General features: G+C 68.9%; 16 protein-coding genes. 8 read left to right on the top strand and 8 right to left on the bottom strand.

The window, feature by feature from the left end:
- Positions 1-40: 40 nt before the first annotated feature.
- The 3 genes from mreD to mreB form a co-directional block, all read right to left on the bottom strand.
- On the bottom strand, positions 41-532 hold the full coding sequence (gene mreD / locus SK095_RS19320) for a rod shape-determining protein MreD (RefSeq protein ID WP_136488276.1): 492 nt from the start codon (positions 530-532) through the stop codon (positions 41-43).
- Positions 532-1,542, bottom strand: coding sequence for a rod shape-determining protein MreC (gene mreC / locus SK095_RS19315; RefSeq protein ID WP_201485269.1), 1,011 nt, complete (start codon positions 1,540-1,542; stop codon positions 532-534). The genes mreD and mreC overlap by 1 nt, the downstream gene beginning before the upstream one ends.
- An 84-nt stretch (positions 1,543-1,626) precedes the next feature.
- Positions 1,627-2,664, bottom strand: a complete 1,038-nt coding sequence (mreB, locus tag SK095_RS19310; protein WP_136491813.1) for a rod shape-determining protein MreB — start codon at positions 2,662-2,664, stop codon at positions 1,627-1,629.
- Positions 2,665-2,873: 209 nt separating this feature from the next.
- Between mreB and gatC the strand changes: the two genes are divergently transcribed.
- From gatC to SK095_RS19285, 5 genes are all read left to right on the top strand, one after another.
- The gene (gene gatC / locus SK095_RS19305) at positions 2,874-3,161 is read left to right on the top strand and encodes an Asp-tRNA(Asn)/Glu-tRNA(Gln) amidotransferase subunit GatC (RefSeq protein ID WP_136491812.1); all 288 of its coding nucleotides are present in this window, start codon (positions 2,874-2,876) and stop codon (positions 3,159-3,161) included.
- On the top strand, positions 3,158-4,612 hold the full coding sequence (gene gatA, locus SK095_RS19300; protein ID WP_320547201.1) for an Asp-tRNA(Asn)/Glu-tRNA(Gln) amidotransferase subunit GatA: 1,455 nt from the start codon (positions 3,158-3,160) through the stop codon (positions 4,610-4,612). The genes gatC and gatA overlap by 4 nt, the downstream gene beginning before the upstream one ends.
- Before the next feature lie 11 nt (positions 4,613-4,623).
- Complete coding sequence (gatB, locus tag SK095_RS19295) at positions 4,624-6,072, top strand: Asp-tRNA(Asn)/Glu-tRNA(Gln) amidotransferase subunit GatB (protein ID WP_320547200.1); 1,449 nt, start codon at positions 4,624-4,626, stop codon at positions 6,070-6,072.
- A 111-nt stretch (positions 6,073-6,183) separates the two neighbouring features.
- Positions 6,184-6,573 (top strand): septal ring lytic transglycosylase RlpA family protein, encoded by a 390-nt coding sequence (locus SK095_RS19290; protein WP_320547199.1) that lies wholly within the window; start codon positions 6,184-6,186, stop codon positions 6,571-6,573.
- A gap of 99 nt (positions 6,574-6,672) precedes the next feature.
- The gene (locus tag SK095_RS19285; RefSeq protein ID WP_320547198.1) at positions 6,673-7,758 is read left to right on the top strand and encodes a calcium/sodium antiporter; all 1,086 of its coding nucleotides are present in this window, start codon (positions 6,673-6,675) and stop codon (positions 7,756-7,758) included.
- Position 7,759: 1 nt separating this feature from the next.
- Here the strand turns inward: SK095_RS19285 and SK095_RS19280 are convergent, their stop codons facing one another.
- The 3 genes from SK095_RS19280 to SK095_RS19270 all read right to left on the bottom strand — a co-directional run bounded on the left by SK095_RS19280 (position 7,760) and on the right by SK095_RS19270 (position 10,639).
- Entirely contained in the window at positions 7,760-8,701 is a 942-nt protein-coding gene (locus tag SK095_RS19280) for an AEC family transporter (RefSeq protein ID WP_320547197.1), read from the bottom strand.
- An 81-nt stretch (positions 8,702-8,782) separates the two neighbouring features.
- On the bottom strand, positions 8,783-9,343 hold the full coding sequence (locus SK095_RS19275; RefSeq protein ID WP_201485152.1) for a response regulator transcription factor: 561 nt from the start codon (positions 9,341-9,343) through the stop codon (positions 8,783-8,785).
- A gap of 30 nt (positions 9,344-9,373) precedes the next feature.
- The gene (locus SK095_RS19270) at positions 9,374-10,639 is read right to left on the bottom strand and encodes an ATP-binding protein (protein WP_136489883.1); all 1,266 of its coding nucleotides are present in this window, start codon (positions 10,637-10,639) and stop codon (positions 9,374-9,376) included.
- Between the two features lie 154 nt (positions 10,640-10,793).
- Between SK095_RS19270 and SK095_RS19265 the strand changes: the two genes are divergently transcribed.
- Positions 10,794-11,504 (top strand): SIMPL domain-containing protein, encoded by a 711-nt coding sequence (locus SK095_RS19265; protein ID WP_320547196.1) that lies wholly within the window; start codon positions 10,794-10,796, stop codon positions 11,502-11,504.
- 65 nt (positions 11,505-11,569) lie between these two features.
- Here the strand turns inward: SK095_RS19265 and SK095_RS19260 are convergent, their stop codons facing one another.
- Entirely contained in the window at positions 11,570-12,961 is a 1,392-nt protein-coding gene (locus SK095_RS19260) for a PhoH family protein (RefSeq protein ID WP_320547195.1), read from the bottom strand.
- Between the two features lie 258 nt (positions 12,962-13,219).
- Here SK095_RS19260 and yaaA point away from each other — a divergent pair, with 258 nt between their 5' ends.
- Both yaaA and SK095_RS19250 read left to right on the top strand, forming a co-directional pair.
- Entirely contained in the window at positions 13,220-13,999 is a 780-nt protein-coding gene (yaaA, locus tag SK095_RS19255) for a peroxide stress protein YaaA (RefSeq protein ID WP_320547194.1), read from the top strand.
- A 19-nt stretch (positions 14,000-14,018) separates the two neighbouring features.
- Entirely contained in the window at positions 14,019-14,483 is a 465-nt protein-coding gene (locus SK095_RS19250; protein ID WP_320547193.1) for a multidrug transporter, read from the top strand.
- Between the two features lie 64 nt (positions 14,484-14,547).
- Here the strand turns inward: SK095_RS19250 and SK095_RS19245 are convergent, their stop codons facing one another.
- A complete protein-coding gene (locus SK095_RS19245) occupies positions 14,548-15,030 on the bottom strand; it encodes a phosphate-starvation-inducible protein PsiE (protein WP_320547192.1) in 483 nt (160 codons plus the stop codon).
- Between the last annotated feature and the right edge of the window lie 32 nt (positions 15,031-15,062).

Below are 15,062 nucleotides of genomic sequence, written 5' to 3'. Positions count from 1 at the left end.
AAATCCTCCGGGAGCGTGGCGGATGGGCGCCCGGCCGGCCTCAGTGGATGTGCAGACGCACGCTGAACCAGCGCATGACGGTGAACACCCAGGGCCAGAGCAGCGCGCTGACCAGCGCGGGAAACAGGAACAGCAGGGTCGGCGGCCGGTTGCCGGTCAGGGTGTTGAGCCACAACTGGACCAGCTGGACCAGGCCGAACACCACCAGCAGCACCAGGCTCTGCTGCCAGACCGGGAACATGCGCAGGCGCTGGTGCAGCGACATCAGCATGAACACGATCAGCGCCAGCACCAGGGCATTCTGCCCCAAGGGCGTGCCATAGAGCACGTCGGCGGCCAGGCCGAGCAGCCACAGGCGGGTCATGCCGATGCGCTGCGGCGCCGCCAGCGACCAGTAGGCCACCAGCAGGCCGATCCACAGCGGCCGGCCGACCTGCATGAACTCGGGCATCGGCGCCACGCTGAGCAGCAGGCCGAGCAGCAGGGTGAACCAGACGAACCAGCCGTTGCGCGAACGGGCGACCACCACCATCAGCGGGCTCCTCCAGCGGGGGCCGCCGGGGCGGCCGGGGGCACCGAAGCGGCGCGGGGCGGGCTGGCCGGCGCCGGCGGCGCGGCGGGCTCGCTCGCGGGCGGCTGCGGGGCGGCGCCCGACTGGGCCGCCTCGCGATCAGCCGCCTCCTGGGCCAGCGCGGCGTCCACCGCACGCTGCTCGGGGGTGCGCTGGTCGCTGAACACCAGCAGCAGGTAGCGGCTGCGGTTGAGGCGCGCGGTCGGCACCGCGCGGACCACGGCGAACGGCTGGCCGGAGTCGTGGATCACTTCCTTGACCGTGGCCACCGGGTAGCCGGCCGGGAAGCGCTGGCCGAGGCCGGAGCTGACCAGCAGGTCGCCTTCCTTGATGTCGGCGGTGTCGGCGACGTGGCGCAGCTCGAGCTGTTCGGGATTGCCGGTGCCGACGGCGATGGCGCGCAGGCCGTTGCGGTTGACCTGCACCGGAATGCTGTGGGTGGTGTCGGTGAGCAGCAGCACGCGGGCGGTATAGGGCATCACCTCGACCACCTGGCCCATCAGGCCGAGGGCGTCGAGCACCGGCTGGCCGAGGGTGACGCCGTCCTTCTCGCCCTTGTCGATGAGGATGCGGTGGGTGAAGGGATTGGGGTCGATGCCGATCAGCTCGCCGACCAGCACCTGCTCGTCGACCAGCGCGGCCGAGTTGAGCAGCTCGCGCAGGCGCACGTTCTGCTCGGTGAGGGTGGCCAGCTTCTGCAGGCGGCGTTGCAGCAGCAGGGCCTCGGCCTTGAGCTTCTCGTTCTCGGCGATCAGCTCGTCGCGGCTGCTGAACCGCTGGCCGACGCTTTCCCACAGGCGCACCGGACGCTCGGCCAGCCAGTACAGCGGCGTGAGCACCTGGCCCAGCTGGCTGCGCAGCGGCTTGAGCGCGTCGAAACGGGCGTCCACCACCATCAGCGCCACCGACAGCACGGTGAGCACCAGCAGGCGCACGCCCAGCGAGGGCCCCTTGGCAAAAAGCGGTTTGATGGCGAGCCCCCTCGCAACGTCAGACAGGACGCGCCAGGCGACGGGCGCGCAGCAACGCCGCGCCGGCCGCCTGGCGCTGGCCGGTTACTCGGTCGACAGCAGGTCCATGGCGTGGCGGTCGATCATCTCCAGGGCGCGACCGCCGCCGCGGGCGACGCAGGTCAGCGGATCCTCGGCGACGATCACCGGCAGGCCGGTTTCCTGGGCCAGCAGCTTGTCCAGGTCGCGCAGCAGCGCGCCGCCGCCGGTCAGCACCAGGCCGCGCTCGGCGATGTCCGAGGCCAGCTCCGGCGGCGACTGCTCGAGGGCGCTCTTCACCGCCTGGACGATGGCCGCCAGCGATTCCTGCAGCGCCTCGTGCACCTCGGCGGAGTTGAGGGTGAAGCTGCGCGGCACGCCCTCGGCCAGGTTGCGGCCACGCACGTCGATCTCGCGCAGTTCGCTGCCCGGGAAGGCGGTGCCGATTTCCTGCTTGATGCGCTCGGCGGTCGCCTCGCCGATCAGGCTGCCGTAGTTGCGGCGCACGTAGGTGACGATGGCCTCGTCGAAGCGGTCGCCGCCGACGCGCACGGATTCGGCGTAGACCACGCCGTTCAGCGAGATCAGGGCGATCTCGGTGGTGCCGCCGCCGATGTCGACCACCATCGAGCCGCGCGCCTCGTCCACCGGCAGGCCGGCGCCGATGGCCGCGGCCATCGGCTCCTCGATCAGGAACACCTCGCGGGCGCCGGCGCCGAGGGCCGACTCGCGGATCGCGCGGCGCTCGACCTGGGTCGACTTGCACGGCACGCAGATCAGCACGCGCGGCGACGGCTGCAGGAAGCTGTTCTCGTGCACCTTGTTGATGAAGTACTGCAGCATCTTCTCGCAGACGCTGAAGTCGGCGATCACGCCGTCCTTCATCGGCCGGATGGCGGAGATGTTGCCCGGGGTACGCCCCAGCATGCGCTTGGCGTCGGTCCCGACAGCCACCACGCTCTTCTGATTGCCCTGGTTGCGGATGGCGACCACGGAGGGTTCGTTGAGCACAATCCCGCGCTCACGCACATAAATAAGGGTGTTGGCAGTACCCAGGTCGATCGACAGATCGCTGGAAAACATGCCGCGCAGTTTTTTCAACATGGGACAGAAAACCCTGGGGGGAACGCGTGGCTAAAAGTGCGGCGAACTCTAACAACGGCAGGGATTTTGGGCAAGGCGCACATATGTTAGATTGCTCGCTTTTCCGGGCCTGCATGGCCCTCAATCGCGGCCTTTGACCGCCGTTTGGCGGCCTTCGTTCCATGCCATCGCCTGCCGGTCATTCGTCGCTTTTCCGCTGGAGACACCCGATGGCGCTCGAACGCTCCGACGTGGAAAAGATCGCCCACCTGGCCCGCCTGGGGCTGGACGAGGCGGAGATTCCGCGCACCACCGAGACCCTCAACAACATCCTCGGCCTGATCGACCAGATGCAGGCGGTGAACACCGACGGCATCGAACCGCTGGCCCACCCGCTGGAAGCCACCCAGCGTCTGCGCGCCGACGTGGTGAGCGAGGAAAACCACCGCGAAGACTACCAGGCCATCGCCCCGGCGGTGGAAAACGGCCTGTATCTGGTTCCCAAGGTGATCGAGTGATGCATCGACTGACTCTGGCGCAAATCGCCCGCGGCCTGGCCGCCAAGGACTTCTCCTCCGTCGAGCTGAGCGACGCCCTGCTCGCGCGCATCCAGCAGCTCGACCCGCAGCTCAACAGCTTCATCAGCGTCACCGCCGACCAGGCGCGCGCCCAGGCGGCGGCCGCCGACGCGCGGCGCGCGGCCGGCGAGACCGGCGCCCTGCTCGGCGCGCCGATCGCCCACAAGGACCTGTTCTGCACGAAAGACGTGCTGACCACCTGCGCCTCGAAGATCCTCGCCAACTTCAAGGCGCCCTACGACGCCACCGTGGTCGAGAAGCTGGCCGCCGCCGGCGCGGTCAGCCTCGGCAAGCTGAACATGGACGAGTTCGCCATGGGCTCGGCCAACGAATCCAGCCACTTCGGCGCGGTGAAGAACCCCTGGGACCTGTCCCGCGTGCCCGGCGGCTCCAGCGGCGGCTCGGCGGCGGCGGTCGCCGCCGGCCTGATCCCGGCCGCCACCGGCACCGACACCGGCGGCTCGATCCGCCAGCCGGCGGCGCTGACCAACCTCACCGGCCTCAAGCCCACCTATGGACGGGTATCCCGCTGGGGCATGATCGCCTACGCCTCAAGCCTCGACCAGGGCGGCCCCATCGCCCGCACCGCCGAGGACTGCGCCCTCCTGCTCGGCGCCATGGCCGGCTTCGACGCCAAGGATTCCACCAGCGTCGACGCCCCGGTGGACGACTACCTGGCCGCGCTGAACCAGCCGCTGGCCGGCCTGCGCATCGGCCTGCCGAAGGAGTACTTCGGCGCCGGCCTCGACGCGCGCATCGCCGCGCAGGTGCTGGCGGTGGTCGAGGAGCTGAAGAGGCTCGGCGCCACGGTCAAGGACATCTCGCTGCCGAACATGCAGCACGCGATTCCCGCCTACTACGTGATCGCCCCGGCCGAGGCCAGCTCCAACCTGTCGCGCTTCGACGGCGTGCGCTTCGGCTACCGCTGCGAGAACCCGGTCAACCTCGAAGACCTCTACAAGCGTTCGCGCGGCGAGGGCTTCGGCGCCGAGGTCAAGCGCCGCATCATGGTCGGCACCTACGCGCTGTCGGCCGGCTACTACGACGCCTACTACCTGAAGGCGCAGAAGATCCGCCGGCTGATCAAGAACGACTTCGTGCAGGCGTTCGGCGAGGTCGACGTGATCCTCGGCCCGACCACCCCGAACCCGGCGTGGAAGCTCGGTGCGAAGAGCGCCGATCCGGTGTCGGCCTACCTGGAAGACATCTACACCATCACCGCCAACCTCGCCGGCATCCCCGGCCTGTCCATGCCGGCCGGCTTCGTCGACGGCCTGCCGGTGGGCGTGCAGCTCTTGGCGCCGTACTTCCAGGAGGCGCGCCTGCTCAACGTGGCGCACCAGTACCAGCAGGTCAGCGACTGGCACACCCGCACCCCGGCCGGATTCTGAGGACGACACACATGCAATGGGAAACCGTGATCGGGCTGGAAATCCACGCCCAGCTCAGCACCCGCTCGAAGATCTTCTCCGGCAGCGCCACCACCTTCGGCGCCGAGCCCAATACCCAGGCCAGCCTGGTCGACCTGGGCATGCCCGGCACCCTGCCGGTACTCAATGAAGAAGCCGTGCGCATGGCGGTGAAGTTCGGCCTGGCGATCGACGCCGAACTGGGCCGCACCAACGTGTTCGCGCGCAAGAACTACTTCTACCCGGACCTGCCCAAGGGCTACCAGACCAGCCAGATGGACCACCCGGTGGTCGGCAAGGGCCACCTGGACATCACCCTCGAGGACGGCACCGTCAAGCGCATCGGCATCACCCGCGCGCACCTGGAAGAAGACGCCGGCAAGAGCCTGCACGAGGACTTCCACGGCATGTCCGGGATCGACCTCAACCGCGCCGGCACCCCGCTGCTGGAGATCGTCTCCGAGCCGGACATCCGCTCGGCCAAGGAGGCGGTCGCCTACGTCAAGGCGATCCATGCGCTGGTGCGCTATCTGGGCATCTGCGACGGCAACATGGCCGAAGGCTCGCTGCGCTGCGACTGCAACGTCTCGGTGCGCCCCAAGGGCCAGGAAGCGTTCGGCACCCGCGCCGAGATCAAGAACGTCAACTCGTTCCGCTTCATCGAGAAAGCGATCAACCACGAGATCCAGCGGCAGATCGAGCTGATCGAGGACGGCGGCAAGGTGGTGCAGGAAACCCGCCTGTACGACCCGAACAAGGACGAGACCCGCTCGATGCGCGGCAAGGAAGAAGCCAACGACTACCGCTACTTCCCCTGCCCCGACCTGCTGCCGGTGGTGCTGGAAGACAGCTTCATCGAGCAGGTGCGCGGCGAGCTGCCGGAACTGCCGGGCGAGAAGCGCGCGCGCTTCGAGAGCCAGTACGGCCTGTCCGCCTACGACGCCAGCGTGCTCTCCGCCAGCCGCGAGATGGCCGAGTACTTCGAACAGGTACAGGCTGCCTGCGGCGACGCCAAGCTGGCCGCCAACTGGGTGATGGGCGAGCTGTCCAGCCTGCTCAACAAGGAAGACCTGGAGATCGAGCAGTCGCCGGTATCGGCCGCCCAGCTCGGCGGGATGATCCTGCGCATCAAGGACAACACCATCAGCGGCAAGATCGCCAAGATGGTGTTCGAGGCCCTCGCCGCCGGCGAAGGCGACTCGGCCGATGCCGTCATCGAGGCCAAGGGACTCAAGCAGGTCACCGACTCGGGCGCCATCGAGGCGATGCTGGATGAAGTGCTGGCCGCCAACGCCGCCCAGGTCGAGCAGTATCGCGCCAGCGACGAGGCCAAGCGCGCCAAGATGTTCGGCTTCTTCGTCGGCCAGGCCATGAAGGCCTCCAAGGGCAAGGCCAACCCCGGCCAGGTCAACGAGCTGCTGAAGAAGAAGCTCGAGGGCTGAGGCGCAGCGGCGGCGAACCAAACGCCGCCGCCACGCTCAAAGGCAGACCAGACAACGCCGGAGCGACCTGCCCGGGCATGCCCGGCGTTGTGCCATTCACGGGGACCCTCGATGAAACACCTGCTCCTCGCCACCCTCCTCGTCCTGCTGGCCGGCTGCGCCGGCCATGCGCCGCAGCCGGCTCCCGCCCCGACCGAGGCCGGCGGCTATCGTGCCGAAGGCAAGGCCTCCTGGTACGGCAGCCGCCACCACGGCCGGCGCACCGCCAGCGGCGAACGCTTCGACCAGCACGCGCTGACCGCCGCCCATCGCCAGCTGCCGTTCGGCAGCAAGGTCAAGGTCACCAACCTGCGCAACCAGCGCAGCGTGGTGGTGCGCATCAACGACCGCGGCCCGCACGCACGCGGCAGGATCATCGACCTGTCGCGCGCCGCCGCCGAACGCATCGGCATGCTGCGCAGCGGTACGGCACCGGTGCGTCTGGAGCGGGTGACGGACTGAGAGCGCGGCGCAGCATGCGGTAACAATCGGCTCTGGGCCGGGGCTGGCAGCCGGCCGACAAACGGCTAAGCTGGCGCAGATTTTTACCGGAGCCTTCCCATGACCCTGATGACCTTCGTCTACCTGATCGCCGGCCTGGTGCTGCTGGTCGCCGGCGCCGAGGTGCTGGTGCGCGGCGCCGCCCGCCTGGCAGCGCAGTTCGGCATCCCGCCGCTGATCATCGGCCTGACCGTGGTCGCCTTCGGTACCAGCGCGCCGGAAATGGCGGTCAGCGTGCAATCGGCCTTCGACGGCCAGGGCGACATCGCCGTGGGCAACGTGGTCGGCAGCAACATCTTCAACGTGCTGTTCATCCTCGGCCTGTCGGCGCTGATCACGCCGATGCTGGTGTCGCGCCAGCTGATCCGCTTCGACGTGCCGATCATGATCGGCGCCAGCCTGCTGGCCTGGTTCCTCGCCATGGACCAGCAGTACGGCCGGATCGACGGCGTGCTGCTGTTCGGCGGCGTGCTGGCCTACACCGCCTTCCTGATCGTCGGCAGCCTGCGCGCACGCAACGAGGGCGCCAGCGAGGAGTTCGAGGACGAATACGGCATCCAGGCGCCGGCCGGGCGCTTCGCCAGCCTCAAGCACCTGGCCTTCATCGCCGTCGGCCTGGCCCTGCTGGTGTACGGCTCGGGACTGCTGGTGGACGGCGCGGTGAGCCTGGCCAAGGCGCTCGGCCTGTCCGAGCTGGTGATCGGCCTGACCATCATCGCCGCCGGCACCTCCCTGCCGGAGGTGGCCACCTCGGTGATCGCCGCCCTCAAGGGCGAGCGCGACATCGCCGTGGGCAACGTGGTCGGCAGCAACATCTTCAACCTGCTCTGCGTGCTCGGCCTGGCCTCGCTGGTGTCGCCGATACCGCTCGACGTGTCGGCCAACGCCGTCGCCTTCGACTACCCGGTGATGATCGCCGTGGCCATGGCCTGCCTGCCGATCTTCTTCGCCGGCTACTGCATCCGCCGCTGGGAGGGCGCGCTGTTCTTCGCCTACTACCTGATCTACACCACCTGGCTGGTGATGCACAGCACCGACGCACCGGGGCTGGCCATGTTCAGCCAGGCGATGACCTGGTTCGTCCTGCCGCTGACCCTGGTCACCCTGGTGGTGATCGGTTTCCGCGCCTGGCAGCAGCAGCGCTGACTCAGATCCAGCCGCCCCACTGCAGCACGAACAGGCCGAGGTTGGTGGTCAGCACCGCCAGCAGGGTGGTGATCACGATGATCGCCGCCGCCAGCTGGTGGTTGGCACCGGCGGCGCGGGCCATGACGAAACTGGCCGCCGCCGTCGGGCTGGCGAAGAACAGGAACAGGATGCCCAGCTCGGCCTGGCGGAAGCCGCACGCCCAGGCGCCGGCGGTGGCCAGCGCCGGCAGCCAGAGCATCTTCATCAGGCTGGCACTCAGCGCCAGGCCGCTGCTGGCACGCAGCGAGGCCAGCGACAGGGTGCCGCCGATGCAGATCAGCGCCAGCGGCAGGGCCAGCCGGGCGAGGTATTCGCCCGAGGTGGTCAGCCAGACCGGCAGGCGCAGCTGCCACCAGGCAAAGGGCATCGCCGCCAGCACGCCGAGGATCAGCGGATTGCGCAGGATGCCCCTGAGGATCTTCCAGAGGCTGGTCCGGCTGTCGGGGTTGTAGACCTCCAGCACCAGCACGGCGAGGCTGTTGTAGAGCAGGATCACCAGCCCGCCGAGCACCCCGCCCAGCGACAGGCCGTAGTCGCCGTACAGGCTGGTGGCCAGCGCCAGGCCGACGATGCCGTTGTTGCCGCGGAACGCCCCCTGCACGTAGACGCCGCGCTCGGCGCGCGGGCAGCGCCACAGCGCCCAGCCCCAGGCGAGCGCGAACCCCACCAGGGTGGCCAGGGCGAAGTAGCCGAGCAGCGCCGGCTGCAGCGCCGCCTCGAGGTCGGCGTGGAGAATGGCGAGGAACAGCATGACCGGCATGCTGACGTTGAACACCAGGCCGCTGGCGCTGTGGATGAAGCGGTCGTCGATCTGGCCGAAACGCTTGAGCAGCACGCCGAGGAACAGCATGGCGAATACCGGCAGCGTGACGGACAGGGTCTGCAGGAACAGCGAGAGCATGGGGCGCCCGGGGCAGCGAGGGGCGCCCATGTTAACCGGCCCGTAGCGGAAAGGCTTTCCCGCTATCGGGCCGCAGCGCCCTCAGCGCCGCACGGGGCGTTTCTGCAGCTTGCGCTGCAGGGTACGGCGGTGCATGCCGAGGGCGCGGGCGGTGGCGGAGATGTTGCCGTCGTGCTCGGCCAGCACGCGCTGGATGTGCTCCCACTGCAGGCGGTCCACCGACATCGGGTTGTCCGGCACCAGACTATCGAGGTCGGCATGCTCGGAGAGCAACGCGGCCAGCACGTCGTCGGCATCGGCCGGCTTGCACAGGTAATTGCAGGCGCCGCGCTTGATCGCCTCCACCGCGGTGGCGATGCTCGAGTAGCCGGTGAGGATCACCACGCGCATCTCGCTGTCCAGCGCCAGCAGCTTGGGCAGCAGCACCAGGCCGGAATCGCCGTCCATCTTCAGGTCGAGCACCGCATAGTCGGGCGTGTCGCGCTCGGCCAGGGCCAGACCCGCGTCGGCCGAGTTGGCCACCGACACGCGCAGGCCGCGGCGGCTCATGGCCCGCGCCAGCACGCGGGTGAAGGTCTCGTCGTCGTCCACCAACAGCAGGTGCGGCTGTTCCTCCGCATCGAACAGGACTTCTTCGCTCATTTCATTCCTCGCACAAGGCAGAACCGGCGCTCAGGCGACGCCGTAATTGCGCGGCAGTCGCAACTCGGTCAGCGTGCCGCCCTCTTCGTGGTTGTAGAGCTTCACTGTACCACCGAGTCGGGTGACGCTGGCCTGACTGAGGAACAGACCGAGGCCGAAGCCCTTGCCGCCCTTGCCCTTGGTGGTGAAGAACGGCTTGCCGAGCTGCTCGGCGATGGCCAGCGGCACGCCGACGCCGTGATCGCGGATGCTCAGGCAGATCTCCCGCGCGTCCCAGTCCAGGCGGATGTCGAGATTCTCCGGACAGGCGTCGGCGGCGTTGTTGAGCAGGTTGAGCAGCGCCTGGCTGAGGTCGGTCGGCGGCATCAGCCGCGGCGGCGCACCGACGCCCAGGCACTGGTAGCGGTAGGTGGCTTCCGGGCGCATCAGGTGCCAGCGGCGCAGCACCGCCTCCAGCCACTCGCTGACGGTCTGCTCGACGATCGACTGGCGGCGCTCGGCCTCGGCGGCGCGCACCAGTTGCTGTAGGGTGTCCTTGCACAGCCTGACCTGCTCCTGCAGCAGGGCCAGGTCCTCCTGCAGCGCCGGCTGGTCGCGGTGCTCCTGGCGCAGCTCCTTGAGCAGCACGCTCATGGTCGCCAGCGGCGTGCCCAGCTCGTGGGCGGCGCCGGCGGCCTGGGTGGCCACGGCGAGCAGCTGCTGGTCGCGCATGCCTTCCTCGCGGCGCTGGGCGCGCAGCTGCTCCTGGCCGCGCAGCTCCTCGGCCATCTTGGCGACGAAGAAAGTGATCAGCCCGGCGGCCAGGGCGAAGCTCAGCCACATGCCGTAGACCAGCAGGGTCTCCCGCGGCTCGGCGGGGATGTCCAGCGGATGCGACCAGAACAGCAGCAGGGTGTAGCTGGCCAGCGCCAGGCCGGCCAGCGACAGGGTGTGCAGCCAGGGCAGGGTCGCCGCGGCGATGGTCAGCGGCACCAGGTAGTAGGAGACGAAGGGGTTGCTCGAACCGCCGGTGTAGTACAGCAGCACGCTGTGGATCACCAGGTCGCAACCCAGCTGCACCGCGTACTCCAGCTCGGTGACCGGCCAGGAGGCACGCAGGCGCAGGGCAGTGAAGATGCTCAGCAGGCCGGAGACGGCGAGGGTGATGCCCAGCTCCGTCCACGGCAGCGGCAGGCGGTCGGACCACCAGGCGAAGCCCACCGAACCGGCCTGGGCGGCCAGCACGAGCAGGCGGATGAGGACCAGCCGACCGAGGTTCTGCAGGCTGGCGGAGAGTAACTGGACGGGCGCTTGCATGGAATATTCCGGAAACTTCGCGGAGTATAACCAGATTGCCCCTCGCCCGGCTGCGGCAAATGGGCACGCGAGCGCGCCGGGAACCCGCCCGGCCGCGCTCAGTCACAGCTGGACGACCGGCGTCCCCGCCGGCCGAACCGACAGGAGTCCCCCGATGCCCGCACTTTCCCGCTGCACTCCCCTGCTCGCCCTCGCCGCCGGCCTGTGGCTGCTGCCACCGGCCCAGGCCGAGGAGCCGCGCTACAACCAGATCGGCCTGCGTGCCGAGGTCAACCGCGAGGTGGCCCACGACCGCATGCACGTGCTGCTCTACAGCGAAGCCCAGCACAGCGACCCGGCCAGACTGTCGGCGCAGACCACCGAGACGCTCAACCGCGCCGTGCAGCGCGCCCGCGCCGCCAAGGGCGTGGAGGTCAGCCTGGGCAGCCGGCACAGCAGCCCGGTCTACGACGACAAGGGCCGCAAGATCGTCGCCTGGCGCGAGCGCGCCGAGCTGCGCCTGGACAGCGCCGACTTCGCCACCCTCGCCCAGCTCAGCGCCGGGCTGCTCGACGAGCTGCAGATGGCCGACATGCACTTCAGCCTGTCGACGGACAGCCGCAAGCGCAGCGAGGACCAGTTGCTCCAGGAAGCCGTGGCCGCCTTCAAGGCTCGCGCCCAACTGGTCAGCGAAGCCATGGGCGCACGCAGCTACCGCGTGGTGCGCCTCGACCTCAACGCCGGCGGCGGCCCGCGCCCGCCGCTGCTGCGCAGTATGGCGGCCAAGACGATGAGCATGGACAGCGCGCCGGCGCCGGAGATCGAAGCCGGCTCCAGCGAGCTGACGGTCAATGCCGACGGCGTGATCGAGGTGCAGCTGCCCTGATGCTCGCGTAGGGGCGAATTCATTCGCCGACGGCGCCCGGACAGGCGCCGCCGTGCCCCTGTACGCTACAGATGCGCCTCCGCATACTCCGCCAGCAGCGAGCGCGGCACGCCCTGCAGGGTGATGTGCACGCCGTGGGGGAAGTCCTTGAAGCGCTCGGTCAGGTAGGTCAGCCCGGAACTGGTCGCCGACAGGTAGGGCGTGTCGATCTGCGCCAGGTTGCCCAGGCAGATCACCTTGGAGCCGTTGCCGGCGCGGGTGATGATGGTCTTCATCTGGTGCGGCGTGAGGTTCTGGCACTCGTCGATGAGGATCAGGCTCTGCTGGAAGCTGCGCCCGCGGATGTAGTTGAGCGACTTGAACTGCAGCGGCACGCGCTGGAGGATGTAGTCGACGCTGCCGTGGGTGCTCTCGTCGTCCATGTGCAGCGCCTCGAGGTTGTCGGTGATGGCGCCCAGCCAGGGCTCCATCTTCTCCGCCTCGGTGCCCGGCAGGAAGCCGATGTCCTCGTCGAGCCCCTGTACGCTGCGGGTGGCGATGATGCGCCGGTAGCGCTTGCTGACCATGGTTTGCTCGATGGCCGCAGCCAGGGCGAGGATGGTCTTGCCCGAGCCGGCGGCGCCGGTCAGGTTGACCAGGTGGATGTCCGGATCGAGCAGCGCATAGAGCGCCAGCGCCTGGTAGATGTCGCGCGGACGCAGGCCCCAGGCCTCCTGGTGCATCAGCGGCTCCTGGTGCAGGTCGAGCAGCAGCAGGTGACGCTTGTCGACCTCCTTGACCCAGCCGACGAAGCCCTGCTCGTCGACCACGAACTCGTTGACGTGCATGTTCGGCAGGCTGTTGCCGTTGAGCGGCACGCGGTGCAGGGTGCGACCGATCTCCTGGTGGGTATCGACCTTGCTGACCTTCTGCCAGAACGAGCCGGGGAAGCTGTGGTAGCCGCGCGGCAGCAGCGCCACGTCGTCGACCAACTGGTCGGTGTGGTAGTCCTCGGCGGCCACCCCGCAGGCGCGCGCCTTGAGGCGCATGTTGATGTCCTTGCTGACCAGCACCACCTCGACGTCCGGGCGACGGCCCTGCAGCTCCACCAGCTGGTTGATGATCTTGTTGTCGTTGAGGTGTTCGGGCAGGCCGCTGAGGCTGGTGTCCAGGCGGCTCATGAGGATCGACAGGCTGCCCCGCGGCGCACTCTTGCCGCGCTGGATCGGCACGCCCTGCTCGACCTGCGGCGGCGTCGCCTCGCCGAGCAACTGGTCGATCAGGCGGATCGCCTGGCGGCACTCGGCGGCCACGCCGTGCTTGCCGCTCTTGAGATGATCGAGCTCCTCGAGCACGGTCATCGGGATGGCCACCTGATGCTCCTCGAAATTCAGCAGGGCATTGGGGTCGTGAATCAGGACGTTGGTATCGAGCACATACAGTCGGGGATGCGTGGTCTTGCTGGCGCTTTTGTCCATGGTCGGTCACCTCGATCCTGTCGGTCATGCGACGGAATGCCCGCAGGCGCTCCGCCCTCAGGGGCCGCCCTCGCGCTCGTGCGTCGCGCGGCGGCCTGTCTCCCAGATAGCGTCCCAACGATTACCGCAAAGTTACTGCACCGAACCGACCTCCTCTGCATTGAGTCTAGCCACCGGCCCGGCCCCCGTGCCAACCCGCGAGGACCCCGCACCCTGAGCCTACTGCTAGAATCGCCCGACAGCCAGAGGAGAGCTGCAATGCTGATGGTGATTTCCCCCGCCAAGACGCTCGACTACACCACCGCGCCGGTGACCGCGCGCCATACCCTGCCCGAGCATCTCGACCACGCCGCCGAGCTGATCGCCCAGCTGCGCGAGCTGACCCCGGCGCAGATCGCCGAGCTGATGGGCCTGTCCGACAAGCTCGCCGGCCTCAACGCCGCACGCTTCGCCCAGTGGACTCCCGCGTTCAGCCCCGAGAACGCCAAGCAGGCCCTGCTCGCCTTCAAGGGCGACGTCTACACCGGACTGGATGCGGACAGCTTCGACGAGGGCGACTTCGACTTCGCCCAGCGCCACCTGCGCATGCTCTCCGGCCTCTACGGCGTGCTGCGCCCGCTCGACCTGATGCAGCCCTACCGCCTGGAGATGGGCACCCGCCTCGCCAACGCCCGCGGCAAGGACCTCTACGCCTTCTGGGGCGAACGCATCAGCCAGTGGCTTAACCAGGCGCTGGCCGAACAGGGCGACGACGTCCTGCTCAACCTCGCCTCCAACGAATACTTCGGCGCGGTCAGGCGCCAGGCGCTCGCAGCCCGGGTCATCGACACCGAATTCCGCGACCTGAAGAACGGCCAGTACAAGATCATCAGCTTCTACGCCAAGAAGGCCCGCGGCCTGATGGCCCGCTACGTGATCAGGAACCGCCTGCGGGATGCCGAGGCGCTCAAGGACTTCGACCTGGCCGGCTACCGCTACGCCGCGGCGCAGTCGAGCGCGGACCGGCTGGTGTTCCTGCGCGACCATCCCGAGGACTGAACACCGCGAGGAATCCCGCATGCTGATCGGCGCCCTGATCGTCCTCACCTGGCTGGTCCTGCTGGTCCGCTACCCGACCCGCGCCGTGCCGATCAACCTGCTGGCGCTGTTCGCCCTCGGCCTGGTGGCGCTGGGCGTGATCTGGCAGGAGCAGCGCGAACAGGGGCGCCTCGACCGCCTCGAGCTGGACCTGCAGTGGGACGCCGGCTGCCCCGCCGACCGCCCGCTGCGCGCCCGCCTGCGCAATGGCAGCGAGCGACCGCTGGCCGAACTGACCTGGCGGATCGGCGCCTACCAGAGCGGCGATACCATCGATCTCGCCGACGACCGCTACGACAGCCCGCACTACCGCATCCTGCACCGCCTGCTGCCCGGCAGCGAGTGGCGCGACTGCCTGCCGCTGCCGCCGCTGCGGCCGGGCTACCGCGCCAGCAGCCTGGAATACCGCGCCGAGCGGCTGCGCGGGCACTTCGCCAGCCCGTAGGCTGGGTCAGCCGCCAGGCCGCGCAACCCTGCGGCGCAGCCAGCGGGCATCGCCATGGCCGCCCTCAGGGCCGGTCGCCATGGCTCTCGAGCGCTTCGCCGCCCTTGCGCCCCGAGGTCTCCACCGCCGGGAACCTGGCCGAACTGAAGCGCACCACCAGGTTGGCCAGCGCCAGCAGCAGGATGGCCCCGCAGACCATGACGATGCCCATGTTCGGCTTGTGGGTGTGCTGGATGTCGCCGATCAGCAGGCGGGTCAGCGCGGTGATCGACACGTAGATCAGGAAGCGCACCGGCATGTGGTTGGTCTTGAAGTAGATGCCGACCATCGCGCCCAGCTCGAGGTAGATGAACAGCAGCAGGATGTCGTCGATGGTCGCCTGGCCGCGTTCGAACATGCCGAGGAAGGTATGCCCCGCCGCCCAGGCCACCGCCCCGCCGATGGCGAACAGCGCCAGATAGTGGAAACCCTCGACCAGGAGGTTGCCGAGGGAATCAGCGTGGCGGTGCATGGCGTGGCGCAGGCGTTCGGCGCGGTGGGGGGGCATGCTGGTGGCTCCGAGTAAGCAGGAAGACCTAT

The sequence above is a fragment of the Pseudomonas sp. AN-1 genome (assembly GCF_034057115.1).
GTDB lineage: Bacteria > Pseudomonadota > Gammaproteobacteria > Pseudomonadales > Pseudomonadaceae > Geopseudomonas.
This window is presented reverse-complemented; position numbering and strand designations above follow the sequence as displayed.